Source organism: Flavobacterium ginsengiterrae (assembly GCF_039539785.1).
GTDB classification, from domain to species: domain Bacteria; phylum Bacteroidota; class Bacteroidia; order Flavobacteriales; family Flavobacteriaceae; genus Flavobacterium; species Flavobacterium ginsengiterrae.
In genome coordinates this window covers 485,727-501,383 of sequence record NZ_BAABDU010000004.1, presented here as the reverse complement: position 1 = coordinate 501,383, position 15,657 = coordinate 485,727, and the positions used below count along the sequence as shown (strand labels likewise).

The following is a 15,657-nucleotide window of genomic DNA, read 5'->3' as shown; positions in this document are numbered from 1 at the left end:
ATTATCGAAGTTCTAAAAGTACAACATTTTCAACGTGATGTGTCTGAGGGAACATATCAACCGGACGCACTCGTGTTACCTTGTATTTTTCGTCCATTAAAGCTAAATCACGTGCCTGTGTTGCTGAATTACAACTTACATACACTACTTTTTTAGGAGCAATTTTTAAAATCTGATCAATTACCGCAGCGTGCATTCCGTCTCTTGGCGGATCTGTAATAATAACATCCGGTTTTCCGTGCTGTGCAATAAAAGCTTCGTTGAATACCACTTTCATGTCTCCAACAAAAAACTCACAATTGGTAATATTATTGCGTTCAGCATTTGCTTTAGCGTCTAAAATAGCTTCAGGAACACTTTCTACACCAATTACTTTTTTTGCTTTTTTAGAAACAAACTGCGCTATAGTTCCAGTTCCTGTATATAAATCGTAAACTGTTTCTTCTCCGGTTAATCCGGCGTAATCACGCGTGATTTTGTATAATTCGTAAGCCTGATCTGAGTTGGTCTGGTAAAAAGATTTAGCATTGATGCTGAATTTTAGACCTTCCATTTCTTCCAGAATATAATCTCTTCCTTTGTAAAGTTTGATATCCTGATCGTAAATAGTATCGTTTTGTTTTGCATTTACTACATATTGCAATGAAGTAATCTGCGGGAATTTTTCGTAGATGTGATCTAAAACTAATTCTCGGTTTTCTTTATCATCTTCAAAAAACTGAATCAAAACCATGATTTCGCCTGTAGAAGCCGTACGAATCATTAAAGTTCTTAAAAGACCAGAATGTTCTCTTGGGTTAAAGAAAGCTAAATTATGCTCGTTTGCAAAAGCTCTGATTTCGTTTCTAATGGCGTTTGAAGGATCTTCCTGTAAGTGGCATTTTTCAATATCAAGAATTTTATCCCACATTTTTGGAATATGGAAACCTAATGCATTTCTGTTTCCTAAATCTTCTGTGCTTCCAATTTCTTTTTCGGTTAACCAACGGCTGTTAGAAAACGAAAATTCCATTTTATTTCTGTAGAAAAACTGTTTTTCTGAACCTAAAATAGTTTCAAATTCAGGTAATTCAACTTTTCCAATACGCTGTAAATGATTTTTTACTTCGTTTTGTTTGTAATACAGCTGCTGGCTGTATTTCATATTCTGCCATTTGCATCCGCCGCATACACCAAAATGTTCACAGATTGGATCAATACGGTGTTCTGATAATTCGTGAAATTTTACGGCTTTTCCTTCGTAATATGCTTTTCTTTTTTTGAATGTTTGTACATCAACAACATCTCCAGGAACCACATTTGGAATAAAGATAACTTTTCCGTCAGGAGCTTTTGCTACTGATACTCCCTTTGCTCCGGCATCAAGAACCTGAATTTGATGAAAGACAACTTTGTCTGTATTTTTTCTTCCCATAGCGCAAAAATAAGCCTTTGTAAACTTTTACAAATTTTATTTTCATAATATTTTATCAAATTATGTAAATTGCTAGTTTAATTAACTTTAAAAGTTAACTTTGTTTTTGTTATTAAGCCCCAAGCTGCAGTATCTAACCTATAGTTTTGTTATGTATTATGAAATTATATCATAACCTTTCGCAAATTGGCTTTTTGAAAAAAAGTTATGCGTTTAAATTTTTGTTTGTTGCTTTTGTAGGTATTCATATTCCGCTAATCGGAATCCTTTTTTTTGTTCTTTTTTTCGAACATACAGTTTCTCCAACGTCAATTTTAGTTTTTTCTTTAATAATGACATTGTTAGCCACAGCAATAACACTTTTAGTTTTAAAACAGCTTATAGAGCCTATTTCTATTGCATCAAAGTCTCTAAATGATTACAGAAACAGTAGAAAATTGTCGATTCTTCCAACAGAATATACGGATGAAGCTGGTTTGTTAATGTGTAATATTCAGGAATCTATCTATGAATCTGAAAGCTTTATAAATGAAAAACAGGATTTGATTTATATGCTTTCGCATGATTTAAAAAATTTCGCAGGAAATCCGCAAGGTCTGGCAAAATTAATTTTAAGCGAAAATCCATCTGAATCTGTAAAACATCTGGCAGATTTGATCTGCGAATCGACCAATTTGCAGTTTCGATACATTGAAAATTTCATTAAACTTTTAAAAGAGCAGGATCAAATCTCAAAAATAACAAATGAGTCTAAAATAATTTCTTTTCAAAATATTCTGCCTTTTATTAATGAACAGGTAGAACAGCGTTTACTAGATAAAAATATAGTGCTTAATTTGAGTATTGAAACTGATGAAGCGAAGCTTAGAATTGATGAAGGACTTCTGGTTCAGGTTGTAGTAAATCTAATTAGCAACGCTGTGAAGTTTTCTTATTTTGACAGTGAAATTAAAGTCAGAATTTATAAAGAACAAGCTCATTTAATAATTACTGTTGCTGATAAAGGAATTGGTTTTGACAAACATCAAATAGATGAATTGTTTAAGAAGTTTACCAAAATGAGCCGATTAGGAACGGCAAATGAATCTTCTACCGGAATTGGACTTTATTTATGTAAAAAAATAATCGAAAAAAATAAAGGCCGACTGAGCGCTGTAAGCGAAGGTAAAAACAGAGGCGCCGAATTTAAAATCGAATTCGATATTAACTAATAAAAAAGCTTATTAAGGTTTAAAATAAACTCTTAATAAGCTTTTTTATTTCGCTTTATTTCAGGTTCTAGAAAACAAGAGATGCTTTTCCATCAACACATTTTACGCTGTTTGGCGGGTTCGTAGGAGCACAATCGCTTAAAACATTCCATTTTATCACATATTCAGATCTTAGCTTTTGATATTCTTTTATTTTAGCATCAAGTTTAATCTTATCAGCTTTTTTAGAATACAAAATGTAACCTCTGTTAGTTCCACACGCTGATGAACTGATTAATTCATAACCCCATTCGTCCGGATTTGTACAGGTTTCTGTATTGACTAATGAAATTGCGATGATTTCAGTATACATTTTGTCTAGTCTTTTTGAGGTTTCTTCTGCAGATTCTTCATCGTTACTGCTGCAAGAGGCAAATATTAAAGAAACAGAAAATAGAATAAAACTTAGTTTTTTCATGGTTAGTGAATTTTAGGGTTAGTTTTATTAGTAAGATGTTTCTTTAGTAAAAGGGTTGCGTAAAACGGTAAAAAAGATTCTAAGATGTTAAGTTCCTATGCATATAAAAGACTTAGTATCTTAGAACCTTAACATCTCAGAATCTTTTAAAAAAAATTACCAAAGATGGTGTACAGAAGGTTTTATATAATCTTCGTATATTTTATTCATTGCCGAAATTTGTTCAGAAGACAATTTCGTTAAATCATAAACAGATAAGTTAGAAAGTACATGGCTTTCTTTTGAAGCTCCCGGAATAATGCAGCTTATTTCGTTAAAGCTTAAAATCCACTGCAAAGCAATAGGAGCGAGGTTAGTGGTTTCCGGAAATAAAGCTTTTAATTCTTCAACAGCTTTTAATCCTAAATCATAATCAATTCCGGAGAAAGTTTCGCCTTTGTCAAAAGCATCTCCGTTTCGGTTGAAATTACGGTGATCCTGAGCGTCAAAAGTCGTTTTAGCATCAAATTTACCCGTTAAAAGTCCGCTTGCAAGAGGAACACGCGCAATGATTCCAATGTCTTTCTTTTGGGCTTCTGAGAAAAATAACTGCGAAGGACGCTGACGAAATAAATTAAAAATAATCTGAACGGTCGTCACACTCGAATATTCAATTGCTTTTAAAGCTTCTTCAACTTTTTCAACGCTAACACCCAGATTTAAGATTTTACCCTGTTCTTTTAAGCGGTCAAAAAGTTCAAAAATTTCAGGACGATAATATACTTCTGTTGGCGGACAGTGTAATTGAACTAAATCCAGAGTTTCTAAACCGGTTCTTTTTAAGCTGTCTTCCACAAATTTTTGAAGCACTTTTGGCTGGTAACCTTCATTTACGTGCGGGTTAATCTGGCGTCCGCATTTTGTAGCGACATAAATACGTTCAGAACGCGAACGAACCACTCGGCCCACAGCAGTTTCGCTCAATCCGTTTTCGTAGACATCGGCAGTATCAATAAAATTTACGCCATTGTCAATTGCTGTGTTTATAAGTTCATCAGCCGTTTTATCATTAAATCCTGATCCCCATTTTCCGCCAACCTGCCAGGTTCCCAGAGAGATTTCAGAGATATTAAAATTTGTTTTTCCTAGTTTTCTGTAGTTCATTTTTTCTTTTCAGTTTCAAAGGTTCAGAGATACAAAGTGACAAAGGTTTTTAGAGAGATTGAAAAAACTTTGCAACTCTGGATCTTTGTTACTTTGTATCTAAAAAAAATTAGTCAAATAAATCCGAAGACAAATACCTGTCTCCGCGGTCGCAGATAACGGCAACCACAACTCCTGATTCTAATTGTTCTGCGATTTTAAGGGCAACTGCAACAGAACCGCCGCTGCTCATTCCTGCGAAAACACCTTCTTCAAGAGCGAGTCTTTTTGTCATTTCTCTGGCTTCTTCTTCGCTTACATCGACTACAGTATCTACTTTTGAAGCATCAAAAATTTTAGGTAAATATTCCTGAGGCCATTTACGAATACCCGGAATCTGAGACCCGTCGCTTGGTTGTGCACCAATAATCTGAACCGCTGGATTTTTTTCTTTTAAATAAGTCGAAGTTCCAATAATGGTTCCTGTAGTTCCCATTGCTGACACAAAATGTGTAACGGTTCCTTCGGTATCGTTCCATATTTCGGGTCCGGTAGTTTTGTAGTGTGCTTTCCAGTTGTCATCATTTGCAAACTGATTCAGCATTAAATAACCACCTTGAGCCACTTTTTTATCGGCATAATCTCTTGAGCCAATAATTCCTTCTTCAGCAGGCGTTAAAATAACCGTAGCGCCGTAAGCACGCATGGTTTGTGTTCTTTCTTTTGTAGAATCTTCCGGTAAAACCAATTCTATTTCTATTCCAAATAATTGCGCAATCATAGCAAGGGCAATTCCGGTATTACCGCTTGTTGCTTCAATTAATTTATCTCCTTTTTTAATTTCGCCTCTTTCAAGGGCTGCTGCAATCATGTTATATGCCGCTCTGTCTTTTACGCTTCCGCCCGGATTGTTTCCTTCCAGTTTCAGTAAAAGTTTAACGTTTTTATTTTTAACCAGATTGACAGTTTCCATTAATGGAGTATTTCCAATCAGGTTTAGCAATTTCTGTGGACCCATTTTTATTTTTTTTCTTTTATTTTAACTTCTGTTGTGGTGGTGTTTAGTACGATAGAATCTTCGGGAATAGATTTAGTAATCCATGAGTTTCCGCCTATTACGCTGTTTTTGCCAATAATAGTGCCTCCGCCCAAGATTGTAGCATTGGCATAAATGCATACATTGGCCTCAACGGTTGGGTGTCGTTTAGCATTTTTCATGTCTTTGCTTACGCTTAAAGCTCCCAAAGTTACACCCTGATAAATTTTAACGTGTTTTTTAATTACAGTGGTTTCGCCAATAACAATTCCGGTAGCATGATCAATAAAAAACGGCGAAGCAATATCGGCGCCGGCGTGAATATCCGTTCCGGTAATTCTATGTGCATATTCGCTCATTAATCTCGAAAATAATAGTAAATCCAGTTTGTATAATTCGTGGCTTAGTCTGTAAATCGCAATGGCGTAAAATCCGGGATATCCCAAATAAACTTCATCAATGCTGTTTGAAGCCGGATCGTTTTCTAAAATGTAAGCCGCGTCCTGATTTAGTTTTTCTAAAACACCCGGAAGTTTTTCTACAAATCGATCCCAGATTGATTCGCAGAGATTTTCGGGCTTTTTGCAGGCTAGAACGGCAATTTCTTTAAAACGAATTTCAAGCTCGTCAATGCTTTCGTCCAGAGCGGCATTCGAATCAAAAAGTGTATAAAAAAGCTTCTCGGTAAAATCTTCTGTTTTGGTTTTGATACCGTAATTTATATTAGAATGGCTCTTTAAAGCCTTAATATTTTGTATGATATTGTCTTTTGTCACAATAAAAAAATTGAGTGGATATTTTAAAACGTTAAAAGTAAGGTGTTTTTTGTAAATAAGGACATGAATTAACTAAAGAATTTTTGTTTTAAGAATGGTATTTGTGATAAATAATGTATCTAAAATGGCTTTTATTTTATGTGATTCTTAAGAAGTTATTTGTGTAAATTAGCAGATAAAAATTCTTAAAAATGAAAAATAATTCAACTTTTAAAAGTTCGATTTCTAATATTTCCTTCCCCGAAAGTGAGAAAATTTACGGTAAATCTATTCATGATCCTATTTTAAGTCTTATTGTTAAAGAACATCCTTCATTTTGTGAAGATGATTCTATTTCGGTTCAGGAATTAAATGAGTATCGCCAAAAATACATTTCTAACTATTTGTCTACAGAAATAGGTATGCTTTCCGATCTGGAAAAAAATGTTATTTCGTCTTTAAAAGAAGATAAATCGATTGTAAGTATTGTAGAAGATGAAGAAGAAACTAGAAACCTGGGGCAAAAAATAGCCGATAAAGTAGCCGATTTTGGCGGAAGCTGGACTTTTATTATTTCGTTTGTTGTTTTTATTATCGTTTGGATTGGCTCAAATGTTTATATTTTGGTCAACAAAGGATTTGATCCGTATCCGTTTATTTTACTTAATTTGATTTTATCCTGCATTGCCGCACTTCAGGCTCCGGTAATTATGATGAGTCAAAATCGTCAGGAGGAAAAAGATAGAAATCGTGCCAAAAAAGATTATATGATTAATCTAAAATCCGAATTAGAAATCCGAATGATTCATGATAAAATTGATCATTTGATAATGCATCAGCAGCAGGAATTAATCGAAATTCAAAAAGTTCAAATTGAAATGATGAACGATATTTTAAATCAGATTAAGAAATAAATCCTACTCAAAAATTAAAGATAGAAGTGTTTGTAGTAATAACCAATGCACATAAAAATGACATTTAGAGTAGCCGCTTTCCAGATAATTTTTTGGTAATTTCTTGATTTATCTAAATAATAAAGTGCCAGTAAAATTAAAAAAAGCAGGGTAGTATAAATAGCCGGATACATATAAAAGGCGGCTGAAAATTCACCTTTAAAAAGTAAGAATAAAGAACGCTGAAAACCACAGCCCAAACACTCAAAACCAAAGAGTTTTTTGAACAGGCACGGGATCATATATTTCTCTAAATTCACTAGATGATTTTTTTACAATTTTACAAAAAAATATTGGATAACATTTCAAAAGAAAACAACTGCTAGTTTAAAGTTTTATACTTTTGGATTCTTAAACTTTGAAAAATGAAAACGTTTAAAATTTTAATTATGATTCTTGCTATTTCAGTTGCATTGTATGAGCAGGTTTCAGATCAAAAAAACATCTATATAATGGTTATTGCAATCGCTGTTTTTATGTATGGAATGATGCAGCTGAGTGCCAAAACACCAAGTAAAAATCAAGAAAAAGAAGAACAGGATGCTGACTAAAGGAGATAAGGTTTCGGTTTTAGACGAGGCGATAAACGGAACAGTACTTTCGGTAAAAAACAATGAAGTTTCGATAGAAACTGAGGATGGTTTTATGATGACATTTTTTGTCAATGAATTGGTTAAAATTCAGGATTCCAGTAATTTAATGAATTCTATTAAAAGAATTGATTTAGAAGAAATTACAAAAGAGAAAACTGAGCCAAAACCAAGAAGTTTTGTAAAGGAAAAGAAGGATAAACGAGAAATTACTGCTCCGGAATTTGATTTACACATCGAAAAACTGGTTCCAAATAAACGCGGTATGTCAAATTATGATATTTTGACTCTGCAGACAGAAACGGCAAAAAGACATATTGAGTTTGCTATAAAAAATCGTATTCCAAAAATTGTTTTTATACACGGCGTTGGCGAAGGTGTTTTAAAAGCCGAACTTGATTTTTTATTAGGCCGTTATGACGGAATTGATTTTCGGGATGCCAATTATCAAAAATACGGCTTGGGTGCAACCGAAGTTTATATTCGCCAGAATAACAAATAAAATAATTTTCGGGGTTTAAAAAACTTACTTTTTAGACGTAAAAAAACGTCTGATTTTCATGCGATTTTTGATTAAAATCAATGCAGAAAATCAGACGTTTTTTTGTAAGAAAAAAACAAGTATTTATTTTCTTAAAAATGTTTTTTTGTTATAAGTCTACTGTAATTTTTCCTAAAAGGAAACTGCTTCCTAATTGGAAATAACTGTTTCCTTTTGTTAGCAGTACATTCTTTAAAACGACAGTATGTATAATAGTGCTGTCACCTATTTTTTCTGTAGTAACTTCTATAGTTGCTTTTTTGCTTGTACTAGTATCAGCACCAATCCAGGTTTCATTTAAAGCAGGTAAAGTTGGAATTTGTGCTGCACAAAAATTATAAGTATTAGTAATACTTCCAGATCCATTAACGAAATTTCTATAAACGACTTTGTTTGTTGTTGCGCTTATTGGCTGAGATCTTGGCTGTCCCGGAAGAGTTGCTTCATTAGCCAATAAAGCAGGATCTAAGTTTTCTACCATTAAAGTAAATGATGCATTGTAGTTGTAAACTTTTGTATTGTCATCACATTTAAATGCTTCGCCGGTATCAGTATTTTGAAATGTTAAATCAGCTGGAGTTACAGTAGTTTGAAAAGTACCATATTCAAATAATGCTTCGACCTGCGGGCCTGCTGGTTTTTGAAAAGTAATATTTTCAAATGTAATTACATGATTGTATGCTTTTATTCGATATGAATCATTCGCATCTGTTTCTGTAGGAACCTGCGAACTAACAATTTTTATTTTTCCGGCAGATCCTATCCATTCTTCTGTAACGTTTGGTGAACTCGGCGGAATTGTACCGCATATATTGTCTTTTGCCACAGTTCCGTTATAAGCTCTGTATAAAACACGATATTGTGAATTGTCTATGTCATAAGTTACAGAACCATTATCATTTACAAGACCTTCAGCATGCGGAAGTTGTAAAACCATAGCTTCCTGACTTTTTAGTTTGTAGATTATTGTAGGATCTGTAATAAGAGAGTTTTCAACAAATGGCGAACAACTAACCGGGGTGACATTATCAAAATTAATTTCGTCTACAGTTAAATCACCATCGTCGCAGCCGTTTAACAAAAACGCCAGAAATATAAGGCTTGCATATTTTTTCATCGTAATTTTATTTGTGCCAAAAATAGTGAAAAATTTGGCAATTGATATTTAAGATTAGACAATTGATATTTCATAACTTTGCAATAATGAAAAAAGTATATCTCGATAACGCCTCAACGACTGCGATGCGTCCTGAAGTTATTCAGGAAATGACAAAAATTATGAGCGAGGATTTTGGAAATCCATCATCTACACATAGTTTTGGACGAAATGCTAAAACGATTTTAGAGCTTTCAAGAAAAAATATTGCAAAACATTTAAATTGCTCTGCGCAGGAAATTCTTTTTACTTCGGGCGGGACAGAAGCTGATAACTGGATTTTAAGATCGGCAGTTGAAGATCTTAAAGTTGAGAGAATCATTACATCAAAAATTGAACATCACGCAGTTTTGTATACCACTTTGGCTTTGCAATCAGATTACAATATTCAGGTTGATTATGTAAATGTAAATAATGACGGAAGTATCGATTTAACGCATCTTTCTAATTTATTGGCAGACGAAAAGAAAACCATCGTTAGTTTAATGCATGTAAACAATGAAACAGGAACTGTTTTAGATTTAGAAAGAGTAGGAGTTATTTGTAAGCAATATAATGCCTTATTTCATTCAGATACGGTTCAGTCGGTTGGAAAAACTGAAATTGATCTTCAAAAAACGCCTGTAGACTTTATTGTAGCAAGTGCACATAAATTTCACGGACCAAAAGGTGTTGGTTTTGCTTTTATTAGAAAGAATTCGGGTTTACAGCCTTTAATTTTTGGAGGGGAACAAGAAAAGGGATTACGCGCCGGAACAGAAGCTGTACATCAGATTGCCGGAATGGCAAAAGCATTATCTGTTTCGTATGAAAATTTAGATCAGGAAAGAAAATATATTTCTGACTTAAAAAAATATCTGATTGAAAAGTTAGAAGCTGATTTTCCAGGTTTTACAATTAATGGAAAAAAAGAAGATTTCTATAATATTATCAATATTACACTGCCATTTTCTACAGATAAAACCTCTATGCTTTTGTTTAGTCTGGATATGAAAGGAATTGCAGTTTCCAGAGGAAGTGCATGCCAGTCCGGAAGCATAAAACCTTCACATGTTTTAAAAGAAATGCTTTCAGAAACGGATTTAAAACTCCCAAATCTCCGAATTTCTTTCAGCCACTATAACACAAAAGATGATATCGACTGGCTGATTGAGAGTTTGAAGAAGGTTTGATTTTTAAGTTGTTAAGGTTCTAAGGTGCTAAGCTTCTAAGTTTTACTAAGTTTTGTAGATAAAAAAAATGGATGAGATTTATCTCATCCATTTTTTTATAAGTAAAATCTAAAATCTAAAATCTAAAATCTAAAATCTAAAATCTAAAATCTAAAATCTAAAATCTAAAATCTAAAATCTAAAATCTAAAATCTAAAATCTAAAATCTAAAATCTAAAATCTAAAATCTAAAATCTATTTTCTGATTATTTTTACTTGTGAATCGTTTGTCAGTTTTATAATTGTCGAAGGTTTTCCCGCCACTTTATCCTGATTCAGTTTTACCACATAGTCAACACCATTGATAATTTCGGGACTAATATCTTTAAAAGACATTGGGGTTGGCTGTCCGGAAATATTAGCTGATGTAGAAACCAAAGGTTTTTTCATTCTTTCCATTAGTTTGTAGCAAAAAGGTTCTTTTACCAATCGAACTCCAAGCGATTTATCAGCCGAAATCACATTTGGAGCTACATTTCTGGCGTCGTCTAAAATTAAAGTTGTAGGTTTTTCAGAAAGGTCTAAAATCTGCCAGGCAACTTCAGGAATGTTTTTAAAAACATTGTACATCATCTTTTCTCCATTCATTAAAACAATCATGCTTTGTGTTTCTGCACGCTGTTTTAATTTATATATTTTGGCAACGGCTTCGGCATTAGTTGCATCACATCCAATTCCCCATACGGTATCTGTTGGATAAAGTATAATGCCTCCTTCTTTTATAACTTCGTAAGCGTTGAGGATTTCTTCGTTCATAATCTTGTAATATTAAATTCTGATTTTAGTTTTTATTTAAAGCAAAAACTAAATGCCATTTCTACATTATTAAAAAGTAGCTTTTAAAATGTCAAAAATAAACTATTTTTGGAGTTAAAATTATTTCCTCTCAACGAAAATATAATAATAATTTATTCGAAGATCGTTGTTGAATTACAAGGCAAATAACAAATATTAAAATACCACAAATGTTTAAAGCAGTAAAATTATATTTTAGGCTAAAATCGTTAGCGCGAAAATTTCAAAAACAAAAAAAAGTACTTGATTTTACGAGTAATTTAAAATACAAAACAAATGTTATAATAGTTGATACTAAACTGCCTGAATATGATAAAGATTCAGGATCAAGACGTTTGACTGAAATTATAAAACTGCTTATTAAAAATGATATAGGCGTTTTTTTACTGGCAGATTTTAAAGAATATCGTTTTACTACAGATTATTTACAATTTTTTAGAGATTTAGGAGCTGTGGTATATGAACCTGCAATAGATAAATCAGGTAAATTAATAACAAAAAAAGATTTTGTAGAACAAGTTCTGCCTTTTGCAGATTTTGCCTGGCTGCACAGACCTGAAATTTTTGCAAAATATTATCCAATTGTTAAAAAATATAAGCCAAGCGCGAAATTATTTTTTGATATGGTAGATTTTCATTATTTGAGATTTAAGAGAGAATCAGAGTTAACGAATAATTCCAGTGTAATGAAAAAAGCAGATAAATTTTTGAAGCTGGAACTTGAAAATTGTAAAAAAGCAGAGAAAGTCATTGTGATTTCTGATGTTGAAAAAGAAACACTGCAGAAATATTACAATGAAGAATCTAAAATAATAAGTATTAGTAACATTCATCAATATTTAGAAAACAATAATTCGCCTTCTTTTGATGAACGAAAAGATTTACTGTTTATAGGAGGTTTTGATCATAAACCAAATGTTGATGCGGTAAATTATCTTGCTAAAGAAATTATGCCTTTGTTATGGAAATCTAATCCTGAAATTTCAATAACTATTATTGGGAGTAATCCTCCGGAATCAGTTGTTAATTTGAACTCTGATAAATTTAAAGTTTTAGGTTATGCAGAAAATGTTGCACCTTATTTTTTAAATTCAAGAATTTTTGTCGCACCGCTTCGATACGGTGCAGGAATTAAAGGAAAAATAGGGCAGAGCCTGGAATTTGGACTTCCGTTAGTTACAACAGATATTGGGGCAGAAGGCTTTAATTTTTATGATAATAAAAGTATTATGGTTGGTAATACAAGTCAGGAAATAGTAGATAATATTATACTTTTATATCAAAGTAAAGAAGTTTGGGAAAAAGTAAGTTCTGGATCAAAAAATGTTATAGAGCCTTTTTCAATTTCTTCTATTGAACAAAAAATTCTGAGTTTAATTAAATAACTTATAATTTAAAAACCGTTTTTACCCAATTTTCAACGGTGTATTTGTGATATATTTCATCACTTAAAGGTTCGTAAGGCGTTGTAAGGAAATCTGGATTTATATCTATAGTTTTATTTTCATCAAGAATTAGAATATTATTCGGATTGTAGAAATCATATTGACTGATTGATTGATTGGTCGTTATAATTTTTCTTTGCATAGCCATAGCTTCAAAAATTCTAAAGCTTAAACCATTATGGTCATGTCGAATTAAGTCAAGAAAAATTTTTGAGTTTTCTAAATCGTCTTGTAAATCTTCGGCAAAAAGTTTTTTGCGCTGGTAAATTATATTTTTATTGATGTTTTTTGGTGCCTTTTTTCCAATAGCAATAAACTTGAATTTAATATTATGGTCAGAAAGGTAATTTGCCAGATTGTTTAAAAAGTTAAAACGTTCATCAATCGATACAATTATAAAAATATTGTCATTTACATTTTTTGCAGGAAGTTCTTTTTTATCATTATAGATAAAATTAGAAATGAATTTAAAATTATATTTTGTTACATCGACAAAGTCAAATGAAAAGATTTCATCAAATATACCATCCAGTAAATGATCAATTGGAAATCTTTTACAGCTGTCGTAAATGTATGCGATATACTTATCAGTAAAAGTTTTAATTTGTAAATGAGTTTCTTTTGATAAACAGTCAGGACGCATTACTAAAATTACATCCTGCTGGCCAAGATTTTTAAGACGTTTTAAAACGTCTTTTTCCATTTCGATTATCTTTTTATTTTTTTTAAGAATCTTTTTGTTGAAAAAATTTGATACTCTGTCTAAAATTGAAGTGTACTTATATATAAATTTAGATATATCAATATGTTCAGCTTCAATATTTCTTTTTTTGAGCTCAAGAATTATATTGTGATCGAAATTAAAGAAATCAAAGCTGATTAAACAAATTTTCATAATTGAATTGATTTTGAGATAATTTTTTGATAGTTTTTTAGTTTGAAGCTAAAGTAAATCAATTAAAAAAATAATACAGTTTTTAAGCCATATTGGTTTTTATTTTGACAAAAATAGATATTATATACTAACTTGCAACAAGTTTTATATTGACTTTAATGATAGGTAAGATACAAGTAGGTTATTTAGTTTCGTATGATTATGAGTTGTTAAAAAATTCACTGCCAACGGTATATGCAGAGGCTGATACAGTTTTTTTAGCAATTGATAAAAATAGACGAACATGGAATGGGGAATATTTTAATATTGACAATTCTTTTTTTGAATGGCTTCGGGTTTTTGATGTCGATAAGAAAATTGTTATTTATGAAGATGATTTTTATGTTCCGGAATTTACAACAATGCAGTGTGAAATTAGAGAGAGAAAACTGCTTTCTCAAAAAATGGGATTGGGAAATTGGCTGATTCAAATTGACTGCGATGAATATTTTGTTGATTTTAAGAGGTTTGTCGCTGATCTTAGAAAATATGATTCTTATATTAAACAGCCTTTAAAGAAGACAATTCAAGTTGCTGCTTTTTGGGTTATTCTGTATAAGTATACTTCAAGTGGTATTCTTTATGTAGATAAACCTACTAAGGCGATATTTGCAACTAACAATCCTGAATATGTCAATGGCAGAAGGGTTAAAGCTCAGGTTATTTATACAGATAATCTTGTTTTACATGAATCTTTATCAAGAACTGAAGAAGAATTAAGATTTAAATTTGAAAATTGGGGACATAACAAAGAAACAAATAAAGACTTTTTAAATAAGTGGGTTAAGGTTAACGAAACTAATTTTAAAGAGTTTAGAAATTTCTATTACATAGAGCCTGAAAGATGGAAGAAATTAGATTTCTTCCCAACGAAAGATATAATTGAGATTAAAAATTTTATTCAAAAGGAAAAAAGACTGACTCTTTCTAAATTTTTCATTTATAAAAAAAACTTTGGACAATGGTTTAAGTTTTTATTTAAATAAAAAAAGAGGGATAAATTTGAAACTCAAATTTATCCCTCTTTTTAATTAATGTTTTTTAATAAACTACATTTTTGATCCATCCTTCAACGGTATACTTATTAAAAATTTCGTCTGGAATTTTTTCATATTCATTTTCGAAAAAAGACTTTGGAATTACAGGATTTTTTTCGTCAATAATTAAAATGTTATTTGGATTATAGAAATCATAGTTTTTGATATCGGCATTTGTTGTAATAAGTTTTTTTTCTAATCCTAAACTTTCAAATACTCGAAATGTTAAACCAATTTGACCGTCTCTATTAATATCCATCAAAACTTTTGATTTACTTACGTAATTATCTACTTCAGATAATGTCAAAAACTTATTGATGTAAGTAATATGATCGTCGCTTGGTTTATGTTTTTTTGAAAATGCAATAAACTTAAAGTTTATTTTCTTAGATCTTAATTCTTCGGCAATTCGTATTAAAATTGGTAACCTTTTATCAATTGAACAAATAGTAAAAACATCGTATTCAAAAGTATTTTTATCTTGATCTTCTTTTTTTGTGTAAATCCAGTTAGAAGCAAATTTAAGATCAAACTTTTCACAGTCTTCTTTTTCAAATGAATAAACTTCATCGTAACTGTCTAAAACACGTTTAATGTTAGGACAGCGATATATGTTATCATTAAAAAAACCAATTGTTTTTTTTGCATGTTTTTTAAACTCCAACGTACTTTTAGGATCTATAAAATCACCTTTTATAGTTAAGATTACATCTTGTTTTTCATTTTTTTCTAACTCCTTTATAATTTCTCTGCCGTGATGCTGATGTTTAAGATTAGTTTTAAAAAATGCCTTTAGAATAAAATTATGAATTTTATGAAATATAGAAGGATATTTGTACTTAAAGTGCTTAAAATTTATATGTTTCACATTATGTCCTTCTTTTTCAAGAGTAGTTCTAATGTGATCATTCATTCCCAGGTTATCAAGACTTATTAGGGTTATATTCAGCATTTTTTGGGGCTATAGTCAGTTGAAATTATTTATACTTTTTGGCTTAAA

The 15,657-nt window shown here is 31.4% G+C and carries 17 protein-coding genes; 7 read left to right on the top strand and 10 right to left on the bottom strand.

Annotated features, from left to right (window positions below; translation table 11 throughout):
* Position 1 precedes the first annotated feature (1 nt).
* A complete protein-coding gene (rlmD, locus tag ABD859_RS12660) occupies positions 2–1,414 on the bottom strand; it encodes a 23S rRNA (uracil(1939)-C(5))-methyltransferase RlmD (protein WP_345144813.1) in 1,413 nt (470 codons plus the stop codon).
* Positions 1,415–1,746: 332 nt separating this feature from the next.
* Here rlmD and ABD859_RS12655 point away from each other — a divergent pair, with 332 nt between their 5' ends.
* Positions 1,747–2,625: a sensor histidine kinase gene (locus ABD859_RS12655; protein WP_345144812.1), complete on the top strand. Its 879-nt coding sequence runs from the start codon at positions 1,747–1,749 to the stop codon at positions 2,623–2,625.
* A 67-nt stretch (positions 2,626–2,692) separates the two neighbouring features.
* On the opposite strand, the gene ABD859_RS12650 is transcribed toward ABD859_RS12655, so the two are convergent.
* The 4 genes from ABD859_RS12650 to ABD859_RS12635 all read right to left on the bottom strand — a co-directional run bounded on the left by ABD859_RS12650 (position 2,693) and on the right by ABD859_RS12635 (position 6,016).
* Positions 2,693–3,082 carry a hypothetical protein gene (locus ABD859_RS12650; protein WP_345144810.1) on the bottom strand — a complete coding sequence of 130 codons (390 nt, stop codon included), beginning with the start codon at positions 3,080–3,082 and terminating at the stop codon, positions 2,693–2,695.
* Between the two features lie 156 nt (positions 3,083–3,238).
* Positions 3,239–4,225: an aldo/keto reductase gene (locus ABD859_RS12645; RefSeq protein WP_345144808.1), complete on the bottom strand. Its 987-nt coding sequence runs from the start codon at positions 4,223–4,225 to the stop codon at positions 3,239–3,241.
* Between the two features lie 109 nt (positions 4,226–4,334).
* Positions 4,335–5,222, bottom strand: coding sequence for a cysteine synthase CysM (cysM, locus tag ABD859_RS12640; protein WP_345144806.1), 888 nt, complete (start codon positions 5,220–5,222; stop codon positions 4,335–4,337).
* A gap of 2 nt (positions 5,223–5,224) precedes the next feature.
* A complete protein-coding gene (locus ABD859_RS12635) occupies positions 5,225–6,016 on the bottom strand; it encodes a serine O-acetyltransferase (RefSeq protein WP_345144804.1) in 792 nt (263 codons plus the stop codon).
* 191 nt (positions 6,017–6,207) lie between these two features.
* Between ABD859_RS12635 and ABD859_RS12630 the strand changes: the two genes are divergently transcribed.
* A complete protein-coding gene (locus ABD859_RS12630; protein WP_345144802.1) occupies positions 6,208–6,909 on the top strand; it encodes a DUF1003 domain-containing protein in 702 nt (233 codons plus the stop codon).
* A gap of 14 nt (positions 6,910–6,923) precedes the next feature.
* Here the strand turns inward: ABD859_RS12630 and ABD859_RS12625 are convergent, their stop codons facing one another.
* On the bottom strand, positions 6,924–7,208 hold the full coding sequence (locus ABD859_RS12625) for a DUF2752 domain-containing protein (protein ID WP_345144800.1): 285 nt from the start codon (positions 7,206–7,208) through the stop codon (positions 6,924–6,926).
* Between the two features lie 105 nt (positions 7,209–7,313).
* On the opposite strand from ABD859_RS12625, the gene ABD859_RS12620 reads away from it, so the two are divergent.
* Together ABD859_RS12620 and ABD859_RS12615 are read left to right on the top strand one after the other, a co-directional pair.
* A complete protein-coding gene (locus ABD859_RS12620; RefSeq protein ID WP_345144798.1) occupies positions 7,314–7,499 on the top strand; it encodes a hypothetical protein in 186 nt (61 codons plus the stop codon).
* Positions 7,489–8,040 carry a Smr/MutS family protein gene (locus ABD859_RS12615; protein WP_345144797.1) on the top strand — a complete coding sequence of 184 codons (552 nt, stop codon included), beginning with the start codon at positions 7,489–7,491 and terminating at the stop codon, positions 8,038–8,040. The genes ABD859_RS12620 and ABD859_RS12615 overlap by 11 nt, the downstream gene beginning before the upstream one ends.
* Positions 8,041–8,188: 148 nt before the next feature.
* Here the strand turns inward: ABD859_RS12615 and ABD859_RS12610 are convergent, their stop codons facing one another.
* A complete protein-coding gene (locus ABD859_RS12610) occupies positions 8,189–9,196 on the bottom strand; it encodes a hypothetical protein (protein WP_345144795.1) in 1,008 nt (335 codons plus the stop codon).
* Between the two features lie 86 nt (positions 9,197–9,282).
* Between ABD859_RS12610 and ABD859_RS12605 the strand changes: the two genes are divergently transcribed.
* Positions 9,283–10,407, top strand: coding sequence for a cysteine desulfurase family protein (locus ABD859_RS12605; protein WP_345144793.1), 1,125 nt, complete (start codon positions 9,283–9,285; stop codon positions 10,405–10,407).
* Positions 10,408–10,641: 234 nt separating this feature from the next.
* On the opposite strand, the gene ABD859_RS12600 is transcribed toward ABD859_RS12605, so the two are convergent.
* Positions 10,642–11,202 carry an L-threonylcarbamoyladenylate synthase gene (locus ABD859_RS12600; protein WP_345144791.1) on the bottom strand — a complete coding sequence of 187 codons (561 nt, stop codon included), beginning with the start codon at positions 11,200–11,202 and terminating at the stop codon, positions 10,642–10,644.
* Between the two features lie 209 nt (positions 11,203–11,411).
* Between ABD859_RS12600 and ABD859_RS12595 the strand changes: the two genes are divergently transcribed.
* Positions 11,412–12,626 carry a glycosyltransferase gene (locus ABD859_RS12595; RefSeq protein WP_345144789.1) on the top strand — a complete coding sequence of 405 codons (1,215 nt, stop codon included), beginning with the start codon at positions 11,412–11,414 and terminating at the stop codon, positions 12,624–12,626.
* A gap of 1 nt (position 12,627) precedes the next feature.
* Here ABD859_RS12595 and ABD859_RS12590 read toward each other — a convergent pair whose 3' ends face one another.
* Positions 12,628–13,581, bottom strand: coding sequence for a WaaS/CpsH family glycosyltransferase (locus tag ABD859_RS12590; protein ID WP_486320589.1), 954 nt, complete (start codon positions 13,579–13,581; stop codon positions 12,628–12,630).
* Positions 13,582–13,739: 158 nt separating this feature from the next.
* Between ABD859_RS12590 and ABD859_RS12585 the strand changes: the two genes are divergently transcribed.
* On the top strand, positions 13,740–14,606 hold the full coding sequence (locus ABD859_RS12585; RefSeq protein WP_345144786.1) for a hypothetical protein: 867 nt from the start codon (positions 13,740–13,742) through the stop codon (positions 14,604–14,606).
* A 55-nt stretch (positions 14,607–14,661) separates the two neighbouring features.
* On the opposite strand, the gene ABD859_RS12580 is transcribed toward ABD859_RS12585, so the two are convergent.
* On the bottom strand, positions 14,662–15,609 hold the full coding sequence (locus ABD859_RS12580) for a WaaS/CpsH family glycosyltransferase (protein ID WP_345144784.1): 948 nt from the start codon (positions 15,607–15,609) through the stop codon (positions 14,662–14,664).
* Positions 15,610–15,657 lie beyond the last annotated feature (48 nt).

Bases quoted from the DNA above. Each gene is read 5' to 3' on its own strand.
- ABD859_RS12600 (WP_345144791.1), bottom strand. From the start codon at position 11,202: ATGAACGAAGAAATCCTCAACGCTTACGAAGTTATAAAAGAAGGAGGC.
- ABD859_RS12645 (WP_345144808.1), bottom strand. From the start codon at position 4,225: ATGAACTACAGAAAACTAGGAAAAACAAATTTTAATATCTCTGAAATC.
- ABD859_RS12595 (WP_345144789.1), top strand. From the start codon at position 11,412: ATGTTTAAAGCAGTAAAATTATATTTTAGGCTAAAATCGTTAGCGCGA.
- ABD859_RS12655 (WP_345144812.1), top strand. From the start codon at position 1,747: ATGACATTGTTAGCCACAGCAATAACACTTTTAGTTTTAAAACAGCTT.
- ABD859_RS12620 (WP_345144798.1), top strand. From the start codon at position 7,314: ATGAAAACGTTTAAAATTTTAATTATGATTCTTGCTATTTCAGTTGCA.
- ABD859_RS12605 (WP_345144793.1), top strand. From the start codon at position 9,283: ATGAAAAAAGTATATCTCGATAACGCCTCAACGACTGCGATGCGTCCT.
- ABD859_RS12585 (WP_345144786.1), top strand. From the start codon at position 13,740: ATGATAGGTAAGATACAAGTAGGTTATTTAGTTTCGTATGATTATGAG.
- ABD859_RS12650 (WP_345144810.1), bottom strand. From the start codon at position 3,082: ATGAAAAAACTAAGTTTTATTCTATTTTCTGTTTCTTTAATATTTGCC.
- ABD859_RS12630 (WP_345144802.1), top strand. From the start codon at position 6,208: ATGAAAAATAATTCAACTTTTAAAAGTTCGATTTCTAATATTTCCTTC.
- ABD859_RS12610 (WP_345144795.1), bottom strand. From the start codon at position 9,196: ATGAAAAAATATGCAAGCCTTATATTTCTGGCGTTTTTGTTAAACGGC.
- cysM (WP_345144806.1), bottom strand. From the start codon at position 5,222: ATGGGTCCACAGAAATTGCTAAACCTGATTGGAAATACTCCATTAATG.
- ABD859_RS12615 (WP_345144797.1), top strand. From the start codon at position 7,489: ATGCTGACTAAAGGAGATAAGGTTTCGGTTTTAGACGAGGCGATAAAC.
- rlmD (WP_345144813.1), bottom strand. From the start codon at position 1,414: ATGGGAAGAAAAAATACAGACAAAGTTGTCTTTCATCAAATTCAGGTT.
- ABD859_RS12580 (WP_345144784.1), bottom strand. From the start codon at position 15,609: ATGCTGAATATAACCCTAATAAGTCTTGATAACCTGGGAATGAATGAT.
- ABD859_RS12590 (WP_486320589.1), bottom strand. From the start codon at position 13,581: ATGAAAATTTGTTTAATCAGCTTTGATTTCTTTAATTTCGATCACAAT.